The organism is Rhodoferax sp. P1_F3 (assembly GCF_056405715.1).
Window position 1 is genome coordinate 1 of the sequence record NZ_JBFUBO010000015.1, and the last position, 23,933, is coordinate 23,933.

The 23,933-nt window shown below is 59.6% G+C and carries 19 protein-coding genes and 2 tRNA genes; 18 read left to right on the top strand and 3 right to left on the bottom strand.

The annotated features are described in order from the left end of the window. From AC1DZ5_RS19375 to AC1DZ5_RS19455, 17 genes are all read left to right on the top strand, one after another. Positions 1-149, top strand: a 149-nt coding sequence (locus AC1DZ5_RS19375) for an EF-Tu C-terminal domain-related protein (protein WP_477890440.1), incomplete at its 5' end; no start/stop codon positions are given. 9 nt (positions 150-158) lie between these two features. Then, positions 159-234: transfer RNA gene (locus tag AC1DZ5_RS19380), tRNA-Trp, on the top strand. 97 nt (positions 235-331) lie between these two features. Further along, positions 332-715: a preprotein translocase subunit SecE gene (gene secE / locus AC1DZ5_RS19385; protein ID WP_477892082.1), complete on the top strand. Its 384-nt coding sequence runs from the start codon at positions 332-334 to the stop codon at positions 713-715. Continuing rightward, complete coding sequence (gene nusG, locus AC1DZ5_RS19390; RefSeq protein WP_310346146.1) at positions 715-1,305, top strand: transcription termination/antitermination protein NusG; 591 nt, start codon at positions 715-717, stop codon at positions 1,303-1,305. Before secE ends, nusG begins: the two co-directional genes overlap by 1 nt. A 138-nt stretch (positions 1,306-1,443) precedes the next feature. Further along, positions 1,444-1,875, top strand: a complete 432-nt coding sequence (gene rplK / locus AC1DZ5_RS19395) for a 50S ribosomal protein L11 (RefSeq protein WP_057674553.1) — start codon at positions 1,444-1,446, stop codon at positions 1,873-1,875. Then, complete coding sequence (gene rplA / locus AC1DZ5_RS19400; RefSeq protein WP_477892085.1) at positions 1,876-2,571, top strand: 50S ribosomal protein L1; 696 nt, start codon at positions 1,876-1,878, stop codon at positions 2,569-2,571. It abuts the gene before it with no gap. A gap of 231 nt (positions 2,572-2,802) precedes the next feature. Next, a complete protein-coding gene (rplJ, locus tag AC1DZ5_RS19405) occupies positions 2,803-3,333 on the top strand; it encodes a 50S ribosomal protein L10 (RefSeq protein WP_477892087.1) in 531 nt (176 codons plus the stop codon). 42 nt (positions 3,334-3,375) lie between these two features. After that, positions 3,376-3,750, top strand: coding sequence for a 50S ribosomal protein L7/L12 (gene rplL, locus AC1DZ5_RS19410; protein WP_105261490.1), 375 nt, complete (start codon positions 3,376-3,378; stop codon positions 3,748-3,750). Positions 3,751-4,024: 274 nt separating this feature from the next. Then, entirely contained in the window at positions 4,025-8,137 is a 4,113-nt protein-coding gene (rpoB, locus tag AC1DZ5_RS19415) for a DNA-directed RNA polymerase subunit beta (protein ID WP_477892090.1), read from the top strand. A gap of 58 nt (positions 8,138-8,195) precedes the next feature. Then, on the top strand, positions 8,196-12,419 hold the full coding sequence (rpoC, locus tag AC1DZ5_RS19420) for a DNA-directed RNA polymerase subunit beta' (RefSeq protein WP_477892092.1): 4,224 nt from the start codon (positions 8,196-8,198) through the stop codon (positions 12,417-12,419). Between the two features lie 117 nt (positions 12,420-12,536). Beyond that, on the top strand, positions 12,537-13,070 hold the full coding sequence (locus AC1DZ5_RS19425) for a hypothetical protein (protein WP_477892094.1): 534 nt from the start codon (positions 12,537-12,539) through the stop codon (positions 13,068-13,070). A 6-nt stretch (positions 13,071-13,076) separates the two neighbouring features. Next, positions 13,077-14,402, top strand: a complete 1,326-nt coding sequence (gene rsmB / locus AC1DZ5_RS19430) for a 16S rRNA (cytosine(967)-C(5))-methyltransferase RsmB (protein ID WP_477892096.1) — start codon at positions 13,077-13,079, stop codon at positions 14,400-14,402. Beyond that, complete coding sequence (locus AC1DZ5_RS19435) at positions 14,374-14,991, top strand: DUF4390 domain-containing protein (RefSeq protein WP_477892098.1); 618 nt, start codon at positions 14,374-14,376, stop codon at positions 14,989-14,991. Before rsmB ends, AC1DZ5_RS19435 begins: the two co-directional genes overlap by 29 nt. After that, positions 14,988-17,276 (top strand): sensor histidine kinase, encoded by a 2,289-nt coding sequence (locus AC1DZ5_RS19440; protein WP_477892100.1) that lies wholly within the window; start codon positions 14,988-14,990, stop codon positions 17,274-17,276. Before AC1DZ5_RS19435 ends, AC1DZ5_RS19440 begins: the two co-directional genes overlap by 4 nt. A 37-nt stretch (positions 17,277-17,313) precedes the next feature. Then, positions 17,314-17,985, top strand: a complete 672-nt coding sequence (locus AC1DZ5_RS19445) for a response regulator (RefSeq protein WP_477892102.1) — start codon at positions 17,314-17,316, stop codon at positions 17,983-17,985. A 24-nt stretch (positions 17,986-18,009) separates the two neighbouring features. Then, positions 18,010-18,085: transfer RNA gene (locus AC1DZ5_RS19450), tRNA-Phe, on the top strand. A gap of 226 nt (positions 18,086-18,311) precedes the next feature. Next, entirely contained in the window at positions 18,312-18,893 is a 582-nt protein-coding gene (locus AC1DZ5_RS19455; RefSeq protein ID WP_477892104.1) for a hypothetical protein, read from the top strand. Between the two features lie 6 nt (positions 18,894-18,899). Here the strand turns inward: AC1DZ5_RS19455 and AC1DZ5_RS19460 are convergent, their stop codons facing one another. After that, positions 18,900-19,919, bottom strand: a complete 1,020-nt coding sequence (locus tag AC1DZ5_RS19460; RefSeq protein WP_477892106.1) for a phospholipase A — start codon at positions 19,917-19,919, stop codon at positions 18,900-18,902. Next, positions 19,916-22,048 carry an ATP-dependent helicase gene (locus tag AC1DZ5_RS19465; protein WP_477892108.1) on the bottom strand — a complete coding sequence of 711 codons (2,133 nt, stop codon included), beginning with the start codon at positions 22,046-22,048 and terminating at the stop codon, positions 19,916-19,918. The genes AC1DZ5_RS19460 and AC1DZ5_RS19465 overlap by 4 nt, the downstream gene beginning before the upstream one ends. Positions 22,049-22,136: 88 nt before the next feature. On the opposite strand from AC1DZ5_RS19465, the gene AC1DZ5_RS19470 reads away from it, so the two are divergent. Further along, positions 22,137-23,117 carry an AEC family transporter gene (locus AC1DZ5_RS19470; RefSeq protein WP_477892228.1) on the top strand — a complete coding sequence of 327 codons (981 nt, stop codon included), beginning with the start codon at positions 22,137-22,139 and terminating at the stop codon, positions 23,115-23,117. Here the strand turns inward: AC1DZ5_RS19470 and AC1DZ5_RS19475 are convergent. Further along, positions 23,114-23,869 carry a hypothetical protein gene (locus AC1DZ5_RS19475; RefSeq protein ID WP_477892110.1) on the bottom strand — a complete coding sequence of 252 codons (756 nt, stop codon included), beginning with the start codon at positions 23,867-23,869 and terminating at the stop codon, positions 23,114-23,116. The two genes, AC1DZ5_RS19470 and AC1DZ5_RS19475, sit on opposite strands and share 4 nt — an antisense overlap. Between the last annotated feature and the right edge of the window lie 64 nt (positions 23,870-23,933).

Consider the following 23,933-nt stretch of genomic DNA (forward strand, 5'->3'; position numbering starts at 1 on the left):
AAGGCAAAGAAATGGTGATGCCTGGTGACAACGTGTCGATCACTGTGAAGCTGATCAACCCCATCGCCATGGAAGAAGGCCTGCGCTTCGCCATCCGCGAAGGTGGTCGTACCGTCGGCGCCGGTGTGGTTGCGAAAATCATCGCGTAAGGAAAATCTAGGGGTATAGCTCAATTGGCAGAGCGTCGGTCTCCAAAACCGAAGGTTGTAGGTTCGATTCCTACTGCCCCTGCCACCTGGGAATAGGTGGCAACCAAGCCCGCTACGGTGTAGCGGGCTTCAGTGTCTTGAGGATGCTGAAATTTAGTACAAGTGAAACGCGAATAAAGACTATGGCCACGACACAAGTTCAAACTGTCAACACCGGTGCAGACAAAGCCAAGCTGGCTGCTGCTGCATTGCTGGTGGTCGCTGCGCTGGCTGCCTTCTACCTGTTGACTAAGCAGGGGCAGCTGGTTCAGTGGGTTGCACTGGTCGTCGGTCTGGGTTTGGCGGCTGGCGCTTTCTTCACATCAGAAACCGGGCGCCAATTGATCGCGTTTGGTCGGGATGCCTGGCGTGAAGTCAAGAAAGTGGTGTGGCCTGCTCGGAAAGAGGCAATCCAGATTACTGCCTATGTATTCGGTTTTGTGCTCATCATGGCACTCTTCTTGTGGCTCACGGACAAAACCCTTGAGTGGCTTTTTTACGATCTGATTCTGGGGTGGAAAAAATAATGACTGATGACGTGGTAATTCCCGTAGCAGAGCAGCCTGCATCCGCGCCTGTGAATCCAGATCTGCGCTGGTATGTGGTGCATGCTTACTCCGGCATGGAGAAGGCAGTTGAGCGCAATATCATTGAGCGCATTACCCGTGCTGGCATGCAAAGCAAGTTTGGCCGCATCCTCGTTCCCATGGAAGAGGTGGTGGAAGTCAAAAACGGTCAAAAGAAAACGACAGAACGCAAGTTCTTCCCCGGCTACGTGCTGGTGGAAATGGTCATGGATGACGAAAGCTGGCATTTGGTGAAGCACACCAACAAGGTAACGGGCTTTGTTGGCGGTGCCAAAAATCGCCCTGCCCCGATCTCCGAGGCCGAAGTGATGAAGATCGTCAACCAGATGCAAGAGGGCACCGAAAAGCCGCGCCACAAGATCGAGTTTGTGGTAGGTGAGTATGTCCGCGTCAAGGAAGGTCCTTTCACCGACTTCAATGGGTCGGTGGAGGACGTCAACTACGAAAAGAGCAAGGTGCGTGTGTCGGTCACTATTTTTGGCCGCTCCACACCGGTTGAATTGGAGTTTTCTCAGATCGAGAAGACCTGATGATTTCCCGCTAGAGGTAGCGGGTTTGGTGTTTGCGCTATCCGACTCGGCGCAGATGCATTTCGAGAGTCGTTAACCCCGGGGAGCTGAGGGCTGAGTTGTTCAGTGCCAAGGCGTTATTACCCGTAAGGAGAAATCATGGCGAAGAAAATCGTTGGTTTCATCAAGCTGCAAGTGCCAGCTGGTAAAGCCAATCCATCCCCCCCCATTGGCCCTGCATTGGGTCAACGTGGTCTGAACATCATGGAATTCTGCAAGGCATTCAATGCGCAGACCCAAGGTGTTGAGCCAGGTCTGCCTTTGCCCGTGGTGATCACGGCATTTGCCGACAAGAGCTTCACGTTCGTGATCAAAACGCCTCCAGCCACTGTGCTGATCAAGAAGGCCATCAAGCTTGACAAGGGCTCTTCCAATCCGTTGAAGGACAAGGTCGGCAAGATCACCCGCGCGCAGCTCGAAGAAATCGCCAAGACCAAGATGAAAGACATGACTGCCGCCGATCTGGATGCAGCCGTTCGTACCATCGCTGGTTCTGCCCGCTCCATGGGCGTGAATGTGGAGGGCGTGTAAATGTCCAAGCTCACTAAAAAACAAAAAGCCCAAGTTGGCAAGATCGACAGCAACAAGCTGTACGCACTGACGGATGCATTGGGTCTGGTGAAGGAATTCGCCAACGCCAAGTTCGATGAATCCATCGACGTGGCCGTGCAACTCGGCATTGATGCCAAGAAGTCTGACCAAGTAGTGCGTGGCGCCGTTGTGTTGCCTAATGGCACTGGCAAGACCAAGCGCGTAGCTGTGTTCGCCCAAGGCGCCAAGGCTGAAGAAGCCAAGGCCGCTGGTGCTGATATCGTTGGCATGGACGACCTGGCCGCTATGGTCAAGGCCGGTGACATGCCTTTCGATATTGTGATTGCTGCTCCTGATGCCATGCGTATCGTGGGTACCCTGGGTCAGATCCTGGGACCACGTGGTTTGATGCCTAACCCCAAGGTTGGCACCGTGACCCCTGATGTCGCTACTGCGGTGAAGAATGCCAAGGCTGGTCAAGTGCAGTTCCGTGTGGACAAAGCCGGTATCGTGCATAGCACCATTGGCCGTCGTTCGTTCGAGTCCGCCCAGCTGCAAGGTAACTTGGCGGCTCTGGTGGATGCGTTGAACAAAGCCAAGCCTGCGTCGAGCAAAGGCTTGTATTTGCGCAAAGTCGCTGTCTCGTCGACCATGGGTGTGGGCGTCCGCGTGGACCTGCAAACCATCTCGGCGTAATCGCAAATTTAAGCCCCCGGAAACGGAGGCTTAGAGTGGTGGGTCGTTCTGCTAACAAGCAGAGCGAGCCATCCAAGACCGTTGGTGTGTAGGTAACTGCACTTAATAGTTTTAAGCCAACGCAGATGGCGATCCCGCTGCAGATGGAATGAGAGTTCTGTTAACAGTTGGTCGCTGCAATGTGGAGCACCACGTGACGCAAGTTGCAAGGTGCATTTAAAGGAGTAGACCTTGAGTCTGAATCGCAGTGAGAAAGAAGCAGTCATCAGTGATGTGACTGGCCTCGCCGCTAAAGCTCAAACGCTCGTGATCGCGGAATACCGTGGCATCACGGTCGCTGACATGACCAAACTGCGCAATAACGCGCGCAGCAATGGTGTGAGCCTGAGTGTGTTGAAAAACACCTTGGCCCGCCGTGCTGTCGCCGGTAGCAGCTTTGAAATTGTGTCCGACCAGATGACCGGTCCTCTGATCTACGGCTTTTCCGAAGACGCAGTGGCTGCCGCTAAGGTGGTGGCCGAGTTCGCGAAAACCAACGACAAGTTGGTGATCCGTGCTGGTGCGTACGGCGGTAAGGCTCTGGACGTGAACGGCGTGAAGCAATTGGCAAGCATCCCTTCCAAGGAAGTGTTGTTGGCTCAATTGTTGGGCTTGATGCAATCCCCCATTTCGCGTACAGCCCGTGTGCTGGCCGCACTGGCGGAGCAGCGTGGCGCAGGTGCAGCGGCAGAAGCTGCTCCCGCAGAGGCAGTTGCCGCTTAAGTGCGCACTGTCTGTAGTAACCAATATTGTTAGGAAATCAAAATGGCATTCGATAAAGACGCATTTTTGACCGCGCTGGATAGCATGACGGTCATGGAACTCAACGACCTGGTGAAAGCCATCGAAGAGAAATTTGGTGTGAGCGCTGCCGCTATGGCTGCTCCCGCTGCTGCTGGTGGCGGTGCCGCTGCTGCTGCTGAAGAAAAGACTGAATTCAATGTGGTCTTGACTGAAGCCGGCGCCAACAAGGTGTCCGTCATCAAGGCAGTGCGTGAAATCACAGGTCTGGGCCTGAAAGAAGCCAAGGATCTGGTGGACGGCGCTCCCAAGGCTGTCAAGGAAGGTGCTTCCAAGGCTGATGCTGAAGCTGCCAAGAAGAAGCTGGAAGAAGCTGGCGCCAAGGTCGAACTCAAGTAATCGACCGCTTTGCCAGGGCTGGAGGTTCCGAAAGGGCCTCCAGCCTTTGCTGCTTGTGAGCATTGAAATTAGTGCACACTCAAAAGTGGTCTCAGGACCGTTTTTGAGTGTCTTCTGATCCGACTGCAGAAGACGCCTTGGTACGGGTTGTGTGCAATGCGCAACCGTCCGCCAGTGATTGGTAGTGGCCAATCGCCAAGCCTGTTGAGAGTGGTGCTCAACGCGACAGTCGCCTAGGACCCCCAGGATTCCTCAGCCTTTGCCCGGAGATCTAATGGCTTACACATACACAGAACGCAAGCGAATTCGCAAAAACTTCGGTAACCGCGATAGCGTGCTAGAGATTCCCTACTTGCTGCAAATGCAAAAAGACGCGTACACCGCGTTTTTGCAAGCCGATGTAGCCCCCAAAAAACGCACGGTTGAAGGCCTGCAGGCTGCGTTCGAAGCCGCCTTCCCCATCGTCTCTCACAACGGTTTTGTGGAGATGAAGTACCTCGAGTACAACCTCGCCAAGCCAGCGTTTGATGTGCGTGAATGCCAGACCCGTGGTTTGACCTTTGCTTCGGCAGTGCGCGCCAAGGTGCAGCTGATCATTTACGACCGTGAATCGTCGACCGGTCAAAACAAAGTGGTCAAGGAAGTCAAGGAGCAAGAGGTCTACATGGGCGAAGTGCCCTTGATGACTGGCAAAGGCTCCTTCATCATCAACGGTACGGAACGCGTAATCGTGTCCCAGTTGCACCGTTCGCCTGGCGTGTTCTTTGAGCACGACAAGGGCAAGACCCACAGCTCGGGCAAGCTGCTGTTTTCCGCGCGCATCATCCCCTATCGCGGCTCTTGGCTCGATTTTGAGTTCGACCCCAAGGACCTGCTGTACTTCCGCGTGGATCGTCGCCGCAAGATGCCGGTCACGATCCTGCTCAAGGCCATCGGCCTGAACAACGAATCCATCCTCGCCAACTTCTTTGTCAACGACAACTTCCGTTTGATGGACAGCGGTGCCCAGATGGAGTTTGTGGCTGAGCGTCTGCGTGGCGAAGTCGCCCGTTTCGACATCACCGACAAGTCCGGTAAAGTGGTTGTGGCCAAAGACAAGCGTGTGACCGCGCGCCACACCCGCGAGCTGGAGCAATCGGCTACTTCGCACATCAGCGTGCCCGAAGACTTCTTGATCGGACGCGTCGTGGCCCGCAATGTGGTCGATGGCGACACCGGTGAAATCGTGGCTAAGGCCAACGAAGAGCTGACCGAAGCGCTGCTGAAGAAGCTGCGCACTGCTGGCATCCAGGATCTGGCTTGTATCTACACCAATGAACTGGACCAGGGCGCCTATATCTCGCAAACTTTGCGCACGGATGAAACCGTGGATGAATTTGCTGCCCGTGTCGCTATCTACCGCATGATGCGCCCCGGCGAGCCGCCGACAGAAGATGCCGTGCAAGCGCTGTTCCAGCGCCTGTTCTATAACCCAGACACCTACGATCTGTCGCGTGTAGGCCGCATGAAGTTCAATGCCAAAATGGGCCGTTCGGAATCGACCGGCCCCATGGTGCTGACCAACGAAGACATCCTGGCTGTGGTCAAGATCCTGGTGGATCTGCGCAACGGCCGTGGCGATGTAGATGACATCGACCACTTGGGCAACCGCCGCGTGCGTTGCGTGGGCGAACTGGCCGAGAACCAGTACCGCACCGGTCTGGCACGTATCGAAAAAGCTGTGAAGGAACGTCTGGGCCAAGCCGAGCAAGAGCCTCTGATGCCGCATGACCTGATCAACAGCAAGCCCATCTCGGCCGCGTTGAAAGAGTTCTTCGGTGCCTCGCAGCTGTCTCAGTTCATGGACCAGACTAACCCGTTGGCTGAAATCACCCACAAGCGCCGTGTATCGGCCCTTGGCCCGGGTGGTTTGACGCGTGAACGTGCCGGCTTCGAAGTGCGTGACGTGCACGTGACCCACTACGGTCGCGTGTGTCCCATCGAAACGCCCGAAGGTCCAAACATTGGTCTGATCAACTCGCTGGCTTTGTATGCCCGCCTGAACGAGTACGGTTTCATCGAAACACCGTACCGTCGCGTGGTGGATAGCAAGGTCACGATGGACATTGACTACCTGTCCGCCATCGAAGAAGGTAAATACGTGATTGCCCAGGCCAACGCGGCCCTGGACAAGGACGGAACACTGACGGGTGATTTGGTGTCTGCCCGTGAAAAAGGCGAATCCATTCTGGTCGGCGCCGAGCGCGTGCAGTACATGGACGTGTCCCCCGCGCAGATCGTGTCGGTGGCGGCATCCCTTGTTCCGTTCTTGGAGCACGATGATGCGAACCGTGCCTTGATGGGCGCCAACATGTCCCGTCAAGCCGTGCCAGTGCTGCGTCCGGAAAAACCCATGGTGGGCACCGGCATCGAGCGCGTCGCTGCGGTGGACTCTGGTACGGTGGTCACCACCACCCGTGGCGGTATCGTCGACTATGTGGATGCGACCCGTGTCGTGATCCGCGTCAACGACGCCGAGGCGCAAGCCGGTGAAGTGGGTGTGGACATCTACAACCTGATCAAGTACCAGCGTTCCAACCAAAACACCAATATCCACCAGCGTCCCATCGTCAAGAAGGGCGACAAGCTGGCCAAGGGTGACGTGATTGCTGACGGCGCTTCGACCGATCTGGGCGAAATCGCTATCGGTCAGAACATGCTAGTGGCTTTCATGCCTTGGAACGGCTACAACTTCGAAGATTCGATTTTGATCAGCGAGCGTGTGGTGGCAGAAGACCGCTACACCTCGATCCACATCGAAGAACTCGTGGTGATGGCGCGTGACACCAAGCTGGGTGCGGAAGAAATTACCCGCGATATTCCCAACCTGAGCGAACAGCAACTGAACCGTCTGGACGAGTCCGGCATCATCTATGTGGGTGCTGAAGTTCTGCCTGGCGATACCTTGGTTGGCAAGGTCACGCCCAAGGGTGAGACCACACTGACGCCCGAAGAAAAACTGCTGCGCGCCATCTTCGGTGAGAAGGCCAGCGACGTAAAGGACACATCGTTGCGTGTGGACCAAGGCAGTTCCGGCACGGTGATCGACGTGCAGGTCTTCACGCGTGAAGGCATCACCCGCGACCGCCGTGCCCAGCAGATCATTGACGATGAACTGAAGCGTTTCCGCCTGGACTTGAATGACCAGCTGCGTATCGTCGAAGCCGATGCGTTCGACCGTATCGAGAAGCTGTTGACTGGTAAGGTGGCCAATGGCGGCCCTCAAAAGCTGGCCAAGGGCACCAAACTGGACAAGGCCTACCTGGCATCTGTCGAGAAGTTCCACTGGTTCGACATTCGTCCTGCCGACGAAGAAGTCGCAAGCCAGCTGGAAAGCATCAAGAACTCGCTGGAGCAGACCCGCCACAGCTTCGATCTGGCGTTTGAAGAAAAGCGCAAGAAGCTCACACAGGGCGACGAGTTGCCCGCTGGCGTGCTGAAGATGGTCAAGGTTTACATTGCCGTCAAACGCCGCCTGCAACCCGGTGACAAGATGGCCGGCCGCCACGGTAACAAGGGTGTGGTCTCCAAGATCACGCCCGTGGAAGACATGCCTTACATGGCAGACGGTACTCCCGTGGACATCGTGCTGAACCCGTTGGGCGTGCCTTCGCGGATGAACATCGGCCAGGTGCTGGAAGTGCACTTGGGCTGGGCAGGTAAGGGCCTGGGCCACCGCATTGGCGATATGTTGCAACGTGAAGCTGCTGCTACTGAAATCCGTGGTTTCCTGGAGCAGGTTTACAACAGCACAGGCCGTAAGGAAGACTTGGCCCAACTGTCGGACGCAGAAGTGCAGGAAATGGCGAAAGAGCTCACCAGCGGTGTGCCCTTTGCCTCCCCTGTGTTTGACGGCGCGACCGAGAAGGAAATCGGCGACATGCTGCAACTGGCCTATCCAGATGACGTAGCCAAGGCCAAGGGCCTGACCGCCGCGCGTACCCAGGCCCAGCTGTATGACGGCCGTACCGGAGATGCTTTCGAGCGCACTACCACCGTGGGCTACATGCACTACCTGAAGCTGCACCACTTGGTGGATGACAAGATGCACGCCCGTTCCACGGGTCCTTACAGCTTGGTGACCCAGCAACCTCTGGGCGGTAAAGCCCAGTTCGGTGGTCAGCGCTTCGGTGAAATGGAAGTGTGGGCACTGGAAGCCTACGGCGCGTCCTACGTGCTGCAGGAAATGCTGACGGTCAAGTCCGATGACGTGCAAGGTCGTACCAAGGTGTACGAAAACATTGTCAAGGGCGAGCACTCCATCGAAGCCGGTATGCCGGAATCGTTCAATGTGTTGGTCAAGGAAATTCGCTCCTTGGGCATCGACATCGAACTCGAACGCTCCTGAGGTCTTGGGGGACAGATCTTCAGCTCTGTCCCCAACTGATTAAGAAAGAATTATTGCTATGAAATCTTTACTCGACCTGTTCAAGCAGTTCACCCCCGATGAGCATTTCGATGCCATCAAGATCGGCATGGCTTCGCCTGAAAAGATCCGTTCGTGGTCTTTCGGTGAAGTCAAGAAGCCTGAAACCATTAACTACCGCACGTTCAAGCCTGAGCGTGACGGCCTGTTTTGCGCCAAGATCTTTGGCCCTATCAAGGACTACGAATGCCTGTGCGGCAAGTACAAGCGTCTGAAGCACCGTGGTGTGATCTGCGAGAAGTGCGGCGTTGAAGTCACACAGACCAAAGTTCGCCGCGAACGCATGGGTCACATCGACCTGGCGGCACCGTGCGCCCACATCTGGTTCCTGAAGTCTCTGCCAAGCCGTCTGGGCCTGGTGCTGGACATGACGCTGCGCGATATCGAACGTGTGCTGTACTTTGAAGCATATGTGGTCACCGACCCAGGCATGACCCCGCTGAAGAAGTTCAGCATCATGTCGGAAGACGACTTTGACGCCAAGTTCAAGGAATACGGCGACGAGTTCCAGGCCAAGATGGGCGCCGAAGGTATCAAAGACCTGCTGCAAAGCATCGATATCGAAGGTTCGATCGAGAAGCTGCGCAACGACCTGACCGGCTCAGAACTCAAGATCAAGAAAAACGCCAAGCGTTTGAAGGTTCTGGAAGCGTTCAAGAAATCCGGCATCAAGCCCGAGTGGATGGTGCTGGACGTGCTGCCAGTGCTGCCACCGGACCTGCGTCCGCTGGTGCCACTGGACGGTGGCCGCTTTGCGACCTCCGACCTGAATGACCTGTACCGCCGCGTGATCAACCGCAACAGCCGTCTGCGCCGTTTGCTGGAACTGAAGGCGCCGGAAATCATTGCACGCAATGAGAAGCGGATGTTGCAAGAAGCCGTGGACAGCTTGCTGGACAACGGCCGCCGCGGCAAGGCCATGACAGGCGCTAACAAGCGTGCTCTGAAATCTTTGGCCGACATGATCAAGGGTAAATCGGGCCGTTTCCGCCAGAACTTGCTGGGCAAGCGCGTGGATTACTCGGGTCGTTCCGTGATTACCGTGGGCCCAACGCTCAAGCTGCACCAATGCGGTCTGCCGAAACTGATGGCTTTGGAATTGTTCAAGCCCTTCATCTTCGCGCGCTTGGAAGCCATGGGCATTGCGACCACCATCAAGGCGGCCAAGAAGGAAGTCGAATCCGGCACGCCCGTCGTGTGGGATATCTTGGAAGAGGTCATCAAAGAGCACCCCGTGATGCTGAACCGTGCGCCTACGCTGCACCGTTTGGGTATCCAGGCCTTTGAGCCCATCCTGATTGAAGGCAAAGCTATTCAGTTGCACCCACTCGTTTGCGCGGCCTTCAACGCCGACTTCGACGGTGACCAGATGGCTGTTCACGTACCCTTGTCGGTGGAAGCGCAAATGGAAGCCCGCACTTTGATGCTGGCCTCCAACAACGTGTTGTTCCCCGCCAACGGTGAACCGTCCATTGTTCCTTCTCAGGACGTGGTGCTGGGCCTGTACTACACCACCCGTGACCGTATCAACGGCAAGGGCGAGGGTTTGATCTTCTCCGACACAGGTGAAGTGCAGCGCGCCTTTGACGGTGGCGCGGTCGACCTGAATGCGCGCGTCAATGTGCGCATCACCGAGTGGACCAAGAACAAGGAAACTGGTGAGTTTGTGCCTTCTACCAAGCTGTGGGAAACCACTGCCGGTCGTGCACTCTTGTCTGAAATTCTGCCCAAGGGACTGCCTTTCTCCAACATCAACAAGGCGTTGAAGAAGAAGGAAATCTCCAAGCTGATCAACGTGTCGTTCCGCAAGTGCGGATTGAAAGAGACCGTGGTATTTGCTGACAAGCTGCTGCAAAGCGGCTTCCGTCTGGCGACCAAGGCCGGTATCTCCATCTGTATCGACGACATGCTGGTGCCGCAAGAGAAGCACGAGATCATTGCCCGTGCCCAGAAGGAAGTCAAAGAGATCGAACAGCAATATGTGTCCGGTCTGGTGACTTCTGGCGAGCGCTACAACAAGGTGGTGGATATCTGGGGCAAGTCGGGTGACGAAGTGTCCAAGGTCATGATGGCCAAGCTGTCCAAGGAAATGGTCACCGACCGCCATGGCAACCAGGTGCAGCAGGAATCCTTCAACTCCATCTACATGATGGCCGACTCCGGCGCCCGCGGTTCTGCTGCGCAGATTCGCCAGGTGGCGGGTATGCGGGGTCTGATGGCCAAGCCTGATGGCTCCATCATCGAGACACCCATTACCGCCAACTTCCGCGAAGGTCTGAACGTGTTGGAGTACTTCATCTCCACCCACGGTGCCCGTAAGGGTCTGGCCGATACGGCGTTGAAGACAGCGAACTCGGGTTACCTGACGCGTCGTTTGGTCGACGTGACACAGGACTTGGTTGTGACCGAACAGGATTGCGGAACCCACAACGGTTACCTGATGCGCGCCATCGTCGAAGGTGGTGAAACCATCGAATCGTTGCGCGACCGTATCTTGGGCCGTACTGCAGCAGACGATGTGTTGCATCCAGAGAACCGTGCGGTTCTGGCGCCCGCTGGCGCCATGCTGGACGAAGACCTGATCGAAGAGCTGGAAGCCGCAGGCGTGGACGAAGTTAAGGTACGCACGGCACTGACCTGCGAAACCCGTTTCGGTATTTGCGCCAAGTGCTACGGACGCGATTTGGGCCGCGGTGGTCTGATCAATGGCGGTGAAGCCGTCGGTGTGATCGCTGCCCAGTCCATCGGTGAACCCGGTACCCAGCTGACCATGCGTACCTTCCACATCGGTGGTGCTGCTTCTCGCGCTGCGATCGCTTCCAGCGTGGAAGCCAAGTCCAACGGTGCGATCGGCTTCAACGCCACCATGCGCTATGTGACCAACAGCAAGTCTGAGTTGGTGGTGATCGCCCGTTCCGGCGAAATCATCATTCATGACGAGCATGGTCGTGAGCGCGAGCGCCACAAGGTACCGTACGGTGCCATCCTGACGGTCAAGGCTGACCAGGCTGTGAAGGCTGGCGCGATTCTGGCCAACTGGGATCCGTTGACTCGCCCCATCATTACCGAGTTCGCTGGTAAGGCCCACTTCGAGAACGTCGAAGAAGGCCTGACGGTGGCCAAACAGGTCGATGAAGTGACCGGTCTGTCCACGTTGGTGGTGATCGATCCCAAGCGCCGTGGTGCTGCCAAGGTCGTACGTCCTCAGGTCAAGCTGATCGATGCCTCCGGCCACGAAGTGAAGATTCCTGGTACCGATCACTCGGTGACCATTGGCTTCCCCGTGGGCGCTTTGGTGCAGGTACGTGACGGACAGGACGTGGGTCCTGGCGAAGTGCTGGCCCGTATCCCTATCGAAGGTCAGAAGACCCGCGACATTACCGGCGGTCTGCCGCGTGTGGCCGAGTTGTTCGAAGCCCGCTCGCCCAAGGACAAGGGCGTTCTGGCCGAAGTGACCGGTACTGTGTCCTTTGGTAAGGAAACCAAGGGCAAGGTCCGCTTGCAGATCACCGATCCCGAAGGCAAAGTCTGGGAAGAACTCGTCCCGAAGGAAAAGAATATCTTGGTGCACGAAGGCCAAGTGGTCAACAAGGGCGAAAGCGTTGTGGATGGCCCCGCCGATCCACAGGACATCTTGCGCTTGTTGGGTTCGGAAGAACTGGCCCGTTACATCGTGGACGAAGTGCAGGACGTCTACCGCTTGCAAGGCGTGAAGATCAACGACAAGCACATTGAAGTGATTGTTCGTCAGATGTTGCGCCGTGTGGTGGTGGAAGCCACAGGGGACTCGGGCTACATCAATGGTGAACAGGTCGAGCGCTCCGAAATGCTCAACACCAACGATGCGTTGCGTGCGGCTGGCAAGATCCCAGCGGTCTTCACCAACCTGTTGCTGGGTATTACCAAAGCATCGCTGTCCACCGACAGCTTCATCAGCGCGGCTTCCTTCCAGGAAACCACCCGCGTGCTGACCGAAGCTGCCATCATGGGCAAGCGCGACGAACTGCGTGGACTGAAGGAAAACGTGATCGTCGGTCGTCTGATTCCAGCCGGTACCGGTCTGGCCTATCACGAAGCCCGCAAGGTGCGCGAAACGATGGACGATGCCGAGCGTCGCGCCATTGCAGAAGCCGAAGCTGCCGAATTGGCAGGTGGTGTGGATGCTGGTGAGTACCAGTCCAACGAAGGTGCTGCTGCCGAGTAATTGCGCAGCGCCCTAGTGGCTGAGGCGCCCCAAGTCTGCGAAAGCAGCTTGGGGCGTTTTTTTATGGGGCGGCTGTACGCTCCTTAAGATGGCTTATCTGGTCGGGAGAGGACGGGCATGAATGCTTCATTGTTGTTATGGCTGCTATTGGCTGCATCGGTTTTCTGGAGTGTGGGCCTTTACAACCGCCTGATGCGATTGCGTGCGCGCGGTATGGAGGTACTCCAAGTATTGGAGAAGCATATGCGCGCTTGCGCTGCGGTGGTTGATGCCTCCTTGTCCGATGGAGCCACGGCGGACAACAAGCCGCCTGCGGAGTGGGAGGCGTTGGCGACGGCCATTCAGGCACTCGACGCAGCATGGAAGCTGCCGCGCCCCAATCCTTTGGTTTTCGAGTCGTTGATGCCGCTTGCGGCTGCGTGGGACGCCGTGCACGCCCAGTGGCTGGCGGCCAGTGACGTACCCGCCGATTTGGCCGGCCCCAGTGTCCCACCAGAATTGCGTGCGGATTGGGACGCTGGTGTGCTCAAAGTTCAAAGTGCACGTGGCGGATTGAACCAAATTCTTGGGCGCTACAACGAGGCCATTCGCCAATTCCCTGCCAGCGTTGTCGCTGGCGTCATGGGGTTTCTCCCCGCAGGACAACTTTAAGTCAGCATGTCAGAACCCCACAAAACTCCGGCGCTGTGGCGCCAATTGCAAGCCACAGCCCGCGTGGTGCTAACCGTGCGCGGTGGTGCTTCTGGCACCGCCGCCATTGATGCCGTGGAGGCTGATTTGCGCTCTGGCGTACAGGCATTGGCTTTTCAGGTATGGCGCAATCTGGGCCGTGCCCAGGCCCTGTGTGCCTTGTTGGCGAGCAAGAAGCCGCCGCCAGCTGCCGATGCTTTGCTTTGCGTTGCTCTGGCGTTGGCATGGGACGACGCACATGCGCCCTACGATGCCTTCACGCTGGTGAACCAGGCCGTCGAGGCCGCCAAGCGCCAGCAGGAAACCAAGGCACAGGCCAACTTCATGAACGCTTGTTTACGCCGGTTTTTGCGTGAGAAGGATACGTTGGTCGCTGCTACCCAGAAAGACCCGGTGGCTGTGTGGAACCACCCGGCGTGGTGGATTGCACGTCTGAAGGCGGAGCGCCCAGCGCAGTGGATGGCTTTGTTGTCGGCTGCCAATCGGCATGCGCCCATGACGCTGCGGCTCAATCGACGGCGGACCCGTATTAACGACTATTTGCCATTGTTAGAGCAGGCCCAGTTGCGTGGCATCCACCGCAGCGCCCATATTGTGGAGCTGGGCCAGGCCGTGCCTGTGCAGACCGTACCGGGTTTTGCGCAAGGCGTGGTGTCGGTGCAGGACGCTGCTGCACAGGTGGCGGCCCCCTTGTTGCTCGATGGATACGCGGCCCCGGGGCGCTGGCGCATCCTGGATGCTTGCGCTGCGCCGGGCGGTAAAACCGGGCATTTGCTCGAGTTGGCCGACGCCGAGGTGATTGCACTGGAAGTGGATGCGCGACGTGCTCAGCGTATCCAAAGCAACGCCCAGCGCTTGGGTTTGACGCCGCAGGTGGTGACCGCTGATGCCAGCCAGCCAGACACTTGGTGGGATGGCAAGCCTTTTGACCTGATTCTGCTGGACGCCCCTTGCACCGCCTCTGGCATTGTGCGGCGCCATCCGGATATTCGCTGGTTGCGACGTGCTTCTGATATAGACCAGCTCGCAGTCATTCAAAAGCGTATCTTGCAGGCGCTGTGGCCTCTGGTGCGGTCCGGCGGGCGCTTGTTGTATTGCACCTGCTCACTGTTCATTGCCGAAGGCCAGGGCCAGGTGCAAGCGTTTCTTGCAAACAACACTGATGCCCAGTTGCTTCCGTCTCCCGGCCATTTGCTGCCGCAAAGTGAAGTGACCGCTGGCGTTGTCCCCGACAATCCATTGGGTGACCACGACGGCTTTTTCTATGCGCTCTTTGAAAAGCGTGCTGTTTAACAAAGCGGTACGCTGGTTGGTATTTGTCGGCTTGGCCGGCCTCCTTCGCGTGGCCGCGGCTCAGGGCGCGGCGGACCTGTCGCAGTTTGAAGTGGAGCGTGGACCTGACGAAGTCACCGTCTCTGCCCAGTTGCAGTTTGAGTTGTCCAGTACGGTGGAAGAGGCGCTGCTCAAAGGCATCCCCATGGTGTTTGTGGCGGAGGCCGAAGTGCTCAAGGAGCGCTGGTATTGGTCTGATAAATCGATGGGTGGCGCCACGCGCCAGTTCCGCCTAGCGTTCCAGCCACTGACGCGCCGCTGGCGGCTCAACGTCAGCACCGGTCCAGGGCCAGCCACTGGGCTGGGCTTGGCCTTGAACCAGAGTTACGACACTCTGCAGCAAGCGCTGTCGGCCATCAAGCGCATCTCACGCTGGAAAGTAGCCAACACGTCCGACCTGGACCCCAGTCAGCGTTACCGCCTGGAGTTCCGTTTTCGTCTGGATTTGGGCCAACTGCCGCGCCCTTTTCAAATCGGGGCGCTAGGCCAATCTGAGTGGGATGTTGCGCTGGCCCGATTCGTGATTCTGGCGCCCGAGGCAGCCAAATGACCGACTTGGAAGGGCCCCGGGGCCCGATGGCTCCCGGTCACACTTCGCGCGCGGTGCGCCGAACAGTGACATTGGGCGCCGCCCTGATGGTCGTCATTGGCATGCTGCTGCTCTACTTGCTGACGCAGGCCACGAACAACCGTGAACTGTACGAGCGCAACTACGCTCGCCTGTTCGCCATCAATGTGGTGGTGGCGGTTTTGCTTGCTGCTGGCATTGCGTGGGTGGGGTACCGGCTGATGGTGCGTGTGCGCCAGGGACGCTTTGGCAGCCGCTTGCTGGTCAAGCTGGCCACCATCTTCGCCTTGGTGGGGGTCATGCCCGGGCTGTTGATTTACGTGGTGTCGTACCAATTCGTCTCGCGTTCTATCGAGACCTGGTTTGACGTCAAGGTCGAAGGCGCGCTGGAGGCCGGACTGAGTCTGGGCCGTGTCACGCTCGATACGCTGTCGAATGACCTGGCCACCAAGTCGCGCGCTGCGGCAGCGCAGCTGTCGGAAAGCAGTGATGGCACTGCGGGTCTGGTCATCGAGCGCTTATTGGATCAACTGGGGGCCTCCGACATCACGGTTTGGGGGGGCTCGGGCAACCTGATTGCCAGTGTGGGTCAATCCAAATTTCAGTTGAGTCCGGACAAGCCCACCACCAGCCAGTTTCGTACGGCACGACAAGAGCGCTCGCTGGCATGGATCGAAGGGCTGGAGGACGCGGTGCCCGGGGCCCTGAGCAACGCTCGCATCAAGGCGCTGGTGCCTATTTCCAGCCCCACACTGGGCCTGAACGCCGAGACCCGGTACATGCTGGTGTCGCGTGCCTTGCCGCCTAATCTGGTGGCCAACGCACTGGCGGTGGATAGTGCCAACCGCGAGTACCAGGAGCGTGCGCTGGCCCGAACGGGGCTCAAGCGCATGTACATCGGGACGCTGACCTTGAGCCTGTTTCTGGCGGTGTTTGGTGCGGTGCTATTGGCGGTGGTGCTGGGCAACCAGATTGCGCGCCCTTTGCTGCTGCTTACCGAGGGCGTGAGTCAGGTGGCGGCAGGTGACCTGACGCCCAAGTTGACCATGCAGGGCAAGGATGAGCTGGGCGGACTTACGCGCGCGTTTGCGTCCATGACCCAGCAGTTGGCCGACGCGCGCCAGGCGGTGGAGAGCAGCATGTCGCAGGTGGACGCAGCGCGCGCCAACCTGCAAACGATTCTGGATAACCTGACCTCGGGCGTGGTGGTGTTGGAGCCCGATGGCGCAATCCGCTCCTCCAACCCCGGGGCCACACGCATCCTGCAACAACCGCTGGCTGCGTACCAGGGGCGCCTCTTGGCAGAAGTGCCTGGGTTGGAGCCTTTTGGCAGTGCGGTGCAACAGCAGTTTGCGGGCTTCCTGGCGCGCCAGGTGGAACATGGTCTTGACCATTGGCAGCAGTCCTTTGAGCTGGCCGGTAGCCAGTCGCCTCAACAAAGCCCGTTTGATCGGGCCGTAACGCTTGTGGCCCGCGGTGCGGAGTTGCCTGGCGATTTGCGCCTACTGGTGTTCGACGACATTTCCGAAATCGTATCGGCCCAACGCGCCCAGGCCTGGGGTGAGGTAGCCCGTAGGCTGGCACATGAAATCAAAAATCCGCTGACCCCCATTCAGCTCTCGGCCGAGCGGCTGGAGATGAAGCTCAGCGGCAAACTGGAGGCTGGTGAGCAGGCCATTCTCACCAAATCGGTCAAAACTATCGTGGACCAGGTGGATGCCATGAAGCGACTGGTGAACGAATTCCGCGACTATGCGCGCTTACCTGCTGCCGAGCTCAAGCCGCTGGACCTGAATGTGCTGGTCAAAGACGTGCTGCAGCTCTATGACGTGGATGCCGCCAAGGTGCCCATCACGACCGACCTGGATGGACGTTGCCCGCCGGTTCGGGGCGATGCAGAGCAGCTGCGCCAGGTGATTCACAATTTGTTGCAAAACGCACAAGACGCCTCGGAGGCTGCCGTGGTGGCCTCGCCGGGCGTACCTCGCAACGTGGTGGTGAAGACGCAGTGGCAAGAAGCTTCGGGCCGGGTGCGTCTGATTGTGCAGGACCAGGGCAGCGGGTTCCCCGAGAGCATTCTCAAGCGGGCCTTTGAACCCTATGTCACGACCAAAGCGCGCGGTACGGGCCTGGGCTTGGCGGTGGTGAAAAAAATTGCGGACGAGCATGGATCCCGCATTGACATTGGCAACCGCACCGTGGACGGCGTAATCGTGGGCGCGCAAGTGTCGTTATCATTGGCGATAGACCACAGCGCACCCGTTTGAGTGCGGACACGGGCATCAAAGGGACTCCGCAGACAACATGGCAAACATACTGGTAGTAGACGACGAGCACGGCATTCGTGAATTGCTTTGGGAAATTCTCAATGACGAAGGCCACACCGTCGAACTGGCGGAGAACGCTGCTCAGGCGCGTGCTGCGCGGCTGCGTGAGCGTCCGGACCTGGTGCTGCTGGATATATGGATGCCCGATACCGATGGTGTGACGCTACTCAAAGAGTGGTCTACCACCGGCGCATTGACCATGCCCGTGATCATGATGAGTGGCCACGCCACCATCGACACCGCTGTAGAGGCCACCAAGATTGGAGCGTTGGCGTTCCTCGAAAAGCCCGTCACGCTGCAAAAGCTGCTCAAGGCTGTGGAGCAGGGCTTGTCGCGCGGCAATTTACGCAAGACAGCGCCTTTGCCCATGGCGTCGGTAGCCGCCGCGGTTGCGCAAGAGGCCACCTCTGTCATGGTGACCGAAAAGGTAGATACGGGCCCTCAGGCGCAGCAAAACTTTGAGCTCGACAAGCCCCTGCGCGAAGCCCGAGATGAATTCGAGAAAGCCTATTTCGAATACCACCTGGCCAAGGAAAATGGCTCCATGACCCGCGTGGCCGAGAAGACCGGGCTGGAGCGCACCCATCTCTATCGAAAGCTCAAACAACTTGGCGTGGACTTGACGCGCGGGAAGCGAAATGGCGTTTAAGTTAATGCTATAATTCAAGGCTCAGGCCCGGTAGCTCAGTCGGTAGAGCAGAGGATTGAAAATCCTTGTGTCGGTGGTTCGATTCCGCCCCAGGCCACCAAAATGCGAAAGCGGCTTCTCTGTAAAGGGAAGCCGCTTTTTCTTTGTGCTGTGCGCTACCGCACGCCCACGCCGGTCGCTCCATAGTCCAACTGGCCCCTTGTTCCACGGGGTACCCCACTGTACGCTTGCGCGCAGTTCAAGGGGCGCCTGTAGGGAGGCAAACCACAAAGTGGCAAAGGCCTGCATGCTGGAGTAACATGCAGGCGAAAACAAGAAGGAGTCCCATGTTCAGTAGGTTTCGGGGCAAAGAAGGCACGCCGGACCCCAAGCAGGAGGCCCCGGATTCGCGTGGACTGGAAGTCCGTGAAGAAGACCCGGACACTGCCTGGAGCCTGTGGGACAGTGCGCTTGCCGAGCAGGATTCGCGTTTCAGCGGTCTGCCGCCTATTTCTGCTCCCGCGCCCTTGGCGCCCACCCCACCAGTTGCCCACGTTCGCGCGGAGCCTTCCGCTGCGCAAGCCTTCCCTGAGTTGGATACCCCCACCATGCCGATGGGGCTGGAAGAAGTGACTTCCGCTCAGCGCAAGATATTGGCGCTTGAAGTTGTGGAGCTGCACCACCGCCGCATTGCCAACACCATCCGCACCCTGTGGGGTTACAAAGAATGCAGTGTCTACATCAACAAGTTGATCATGAATGGTGGTGACGGTATGGGCCATGCCCGCATTGGGTTCAACCAGGAAGCGGCCGATGCCATGATGGTGCTGGCCGACCTGCACGATGCGGAGTTTGGCCCGGCGGATACCGGCGGCGGGCAGGGTTTCGCCGACTCCTCGTTCAGCACCGGCATCAACGGCCACCGCTAGCCGCAGCTACCAGTCCAGCAGCGTGAGCCCCACACTGAGCACGGTGCGGCGGCGGTTGTAGTCCATCAACGAATCCCCATAGCCGCTGAACACTTCGGTGTGGAAGCGCAGGCTGCCACGCTGGTCGGTGTCGCTGGCGCTGCCAATTTTGTGGAACCAGCCCAGGCGGATGGAGCCATTGGCATCAGCTTGCAGCGAGTGCCGCACGGTGAGCGCCAGTGTGTTGCGTGGATTGATGTTCCAGGCCGCAGAGATTTCGGCACGACCGATCAGGTCTGCAATGTCGGGGTTGTCGTCGCTGGCTGAGTCTTCGGGCAGGCGCTGCCACAGGCTGGCATTGACGGCCACGGTGTTGTCCAGCTCCAGCCCGGCCCGGGCAATGACGCGGTTCCAGCTGCGCGAGAGCGGCAGGCTTTGCCCGTTGCTCTGGTGGTTGAGGCTGACGCCACCGTAGCGCAGGCGCCAACCCGAGGGCAGGGCGGATTCCACCGGGAAGATGTAGGTCAGCTCGGGCTCATGGTCGGTGGCACGAAACGGGCGCGACAGGTCGTTGTTGAACAGCTGCCAGTATGACTGCTGGCTGTACGAGAACCATAGCGAGTCGAGCCGGTTCGGGTCGCCGCCGGTCAGCAGGCCCTGGGCCACCTTGGTACGCACCGAGAGCTGGATGCGTGTCTCGCTGGTGGTGTAGGGCTGGTAGGTACCGGTGTGGCCCGCGCTGGGCGACGTGGGCTGGGTGTTCACGCTGTCTGAGCCGATGACCGACAGGCTGATGGGCCTATAACCGCGCAGGCCAAAGGTGCCGCAGTCGCTGGTGGGTTCCAGCTCCCAAAAGCGCGACAGCGGTGTGGCACGTGGGTTCTTGCAGCTCACCCCGGGCTGGACGGCGGTGGCCGCCGTGCTGTCCACAGCCACCGCCGGGGGCGTGGTCAGTGCGGAGGATTCTGTGCCATTTTGGGCTCTAGCCCCCGTAGATACTGCGCAAGCAGCTATGAAAAGAGTAGCGAATCGGAGTTGCAAGGTCATCGGGGTGTGGCGGCGGCCGCCGCGTTGGCTTGGGCTTTAGCGGCAAATTCGGCGCGCAGGGCACGCAGTTTTTCGCGCGGGTCTTCTTTCACGGTGGTCTGGTCCAGGCCCATCTCGGCAATGAAGCGGCTGGGCAGGGCGGCCACCATCTCGCGGCCTTTTTTGCGGCGGCGTGTCCAGCTCACGGCCAGGCTGCGTTGGGCGCGGGTGATGCCCACGTACATCAAGCGTCGCTCTTCCTGCAGGCGGGTGGCCATGTCTTCATTCGCGGCTTCGTCGGCCCGGGTGGAGCCGCCCAGCGAATCAGCACCATCGCCCAGCTTGAAGGGCAGCATGCCCTCGGTCACGCCCACCAGCATCACATGCGGCCACTCCAGCCCCTTGGAGGCGTGCAGGGTGGACAGTGTCACCACGTCCTGGTCCTTCTCGCGCTCGCTGATGGTGGAGAGCAGGGCGATGGTTTGCGCCACCTCCAGCAGGCTTTTGACCTCACGGGCGGTGACGCCGGCCACGTCCTCAATCTGCCCGCCGCAGCGCTGGGCCATCCAGTCGCAAAACTCCAGCACATTGGTCCACTTCGCGGCGGCCACCTTCTCGCTTTCCTCGCCGTCGTACAGGTGTTTTTCGTAGCCAATTTCCTTGAGCCACTCGGCCATGAAGGCGGTGGCGGCTTCGGCACCCTCTGTGTGGCGGGCGCGGAATTCCAGGTCGTTGATGTAGCGGCCAAACTCATGCAGGCTGCCCAGCGCCTTGGCACTGAGCGCGGCGCTCAGCGACGAAGAAAACAGCGCTTCAAACAGGCTCAGCTTGTACTGGCTTGCGTACACGCCCAGCGTGCCCAGCGTGGTGTGGCCAATACCGCGCTTGGGCGTGGTCACCGCGCGCAGAAATGCCGGGTCGTCGTCGTTGTTGCTCCACAGGCGGAACCAGGCGCACAGGTCGCGGATTTCGGCGCGGTCAAAAAAGCTTTGCCCACCCGACACCTTGTAGGGAATGCCGGCTTTGCGCAGCGCCTTCTCAAACGGTTTGGCCTGGTGGTTGGCGCGGTACAGCACCGCAAAGTGGCGGAACTCCTTGTACTGCTTGCCCTGCATGTTGGCCAGTCCTTCGGCACGCAGGCTCTGGATGCGGGCCACGGCGCGCTCGGCCTCGTGTTCTTCGTTGTCGGCATCCACCACGCGCACCGGCTCGCCTTCGCCCAGCTCGCTGAACAGCGTCTTGGGGAACAGCTTGGGGTTGGGGCCGATCACATTGTTGGCCGCGCGCAGGATGGCGCTGGTGGAGCGGTAGTTCTGCTCCAGCTTGATGACCTTGAGCGTGGGAAAGTCCACCGGCAGCTTTTTCAGGTTGTCCAGCGTGGCGCCGCGCCAGCCGTAGATGGACTGGTCGTCGTCACCCACGGCGGTGAAGCGCGCCTTCTCGCCCACCAGCAGCTTCAGCACCTCGTACTGCGTGGCATTGGTGTCCTGGTACTCGTCCACCAGCACGTGGCCCAGCTTGGCCTGCCAACGCTCGCGCACCTCGGGGTAGTCGCGCAGCAGCTTCAGGGGCAGGCTGATCAGGTCGTCAAAGTCCACGCTTTGGTAGGCCGTCAACCGTTCCTCGTAACGGCCCATCACGGTGGCGATGATGCGTTCGTTGTCGTCGGCCGCCTGGGCTAGCGCCTGGGCCGAGGTCAGGCCGGCACTTTTCCAGGCGCTGATGGTCCATTGCCACTGGCGCGCAGTGGCAGCATCCACGGTGCCGCCCGCGTCTTTGAGGATGCTGGTCACATCGTCGCTGTCCAGAATGCTGAATTGCGCCTTCAGGCCCAGCACCGCACCGTCTTCGCGCAGCATGCGCACGCCCAAAGCGTGGAAGGTGCACACCAGCACGTCCTTGGCGGCTCGGCCAATAAGCGTTTTGGCGCGCTCGCGCATTTCGGCGGCGGCCTTGTTGGTAAAGGTGATGGCGGCAATGCGGTTGGCTGGCATGCCCATTTGCATGAGGCGCCCAATCTTGTGCGTGATCACCCGTGTCTTGCCCGAACCGGCCCCGGCCAGCACCAGGCAGGGCCCATGCAGGTAGTTGACGGCCTCTTGCTGGGCGGGGTTCATGCCGTGGTCGGCGTTTGGCGGGGAGGCAGACATGCGGGGGGGGGGAGCTGGGGCAGAGAAGGCACAGAAGCGAGCGCGCCATCTTAACGGGTGGGTGTAAATCCCCGCGACAATGGAGTCCGTGCTGCAAATCCTGACCGTTACCTTCCCCTTTTTCGCCCTGGTGCTCTGTGGCTTTGTCGCCGCACGCCGCGGCATGCTGCCGCTGGCGGCCATCCCCGGGCTCAACGGTTTTGTGCTGTTCTTTGCGCTGCCCTGCATGCTGTACCGCTTTGGCGCCAGCACGCCGATTGCCCAGCTGCTGGACCCCAGCGTGGCGCTGACCTACCTGCTGTGCGCGTTGGTCATGGTGGCGTTTGTGGTGGCGGTCACGCTGCATGGCCGCATTGGGTGGAACGACGCCGCCTTCGGCGCGCTGGTGGGCGCCTTCCCCAACACCGGCTTCATGGGCGTGCCCCTGCTGGTGGCGCTGCTGGGCGCCCAGGCCGCGGGCCCGGCCATCGTCACCATCCTGGTGGACATGGTATTCACCTCGTCGTTGTGCATTGCGCTCTCGCGCCTGGGCGAGAAAGCGGCCGCTGGCGGCGTATCGGCCGCGCAGGCTGCCAAAAATGCCCTCAAGGGTGTGGCTGCCAACCCCATGCCCTGGTCCATCCTGCTAGGCGCGCTGGTATCTGCTCTGCAGATTGAGTTCCCTCAGCCCGTGGTGGCCACCGTAGGCTTGCTGGCCGACGCGGCGTCGCCCGTGGCGCTGTTCACCATCGGCGCGGTGCTGGCCCGCTCGCAGATGCTGGCCAAAGACGACAAGTCGCACGAGGTGCACTGGCAGGAATATGTGCCCGTGGCGCTGATCAAGCTGTTCTTGCACCCGCTGCTGGTGCTGCTGGTGGGCGTGTCCGCCATCGGGCTGGGGGTGCCCATCGACAAATTTGCGCTCACCGTGCTGGTGCTGCTGGCCGCCTTGCCCAGCGCCAGCAATGTGTCACTGCTGGCCGAGCGCTTTGGCGCGGACAACGGGCGCATCGCCCGCATCATCCTGGTGTCCACCGCCGCGGCGTTCTTCACCTTCTCCGGCGCGGTTGCGCTGATGGTGGGGATTTAGCTGGCTTTTACCTGCGCGTAGGCGGCGTTGAGTCGGCGAATCAGGGACTGGTTCATGCTGCGGGTATGGCGGCTCCAGCGGTCCATGGTTTGCTGCAGCTCGGGTTGCAGGCGTGCTGCCAGCGCGTGGTCGCCGCTGTTGCAAGCCCAGATCGCGTATTCGGCGCGGCTCTCAAAGGTGCCAAAGCGGGCTACGGCCGATTCGAATTCCGCCTGCGCCTCGGCGCGCTGGCCTGCCGCCGCGTAGGCCTGGGCCAGTAGCAAGCTGACTTGTTCCGCCCGAAAGCCCGCATCGGTCTGGCGGATGAACTGCAGGTGGGTGATGGCGTCCGTCGCGCGTTGGCAGGCCAGGTAGGCGCTGGCCGCGCCCAGGCGAATATCCAGGTCCGTGGCAAACGGGCCTTTGAGGCAGGCCTCGTAGTTCAGCGCTGCCTCTTCGGCCAGGCCGCCGCCCAGGAGCGCGGCCGCCAGCCGCATCTGGTTCTGCGCGGTGGGGGTGTAGTCAAAGGCTGCGCGGGCTTCGCGCAGCTCCTTGGTTGGGTCCAGGGTCTTGGCTGCCGCGGCCACCACCTGGCGGGCGCCCCGTTCCAGCCGCGAATTGGGCAGGTAGATCACCAGGAAATAGACGGCACTGCCCAGCAGGGGGAACGAAAACAGCACAAACAGCCAGTACAACTGCTGGCCGCTGCGCACCGCGTGCACGGCAAAGAACAGGGCAATCAGGATGTGCAGACCCAAACCGGCAAATGGCATTTTTCTTCCTCGCAATATCAGTTCAAACCGCAATTTCGCTGGGGCCATAGCGTACTGTGCAAAA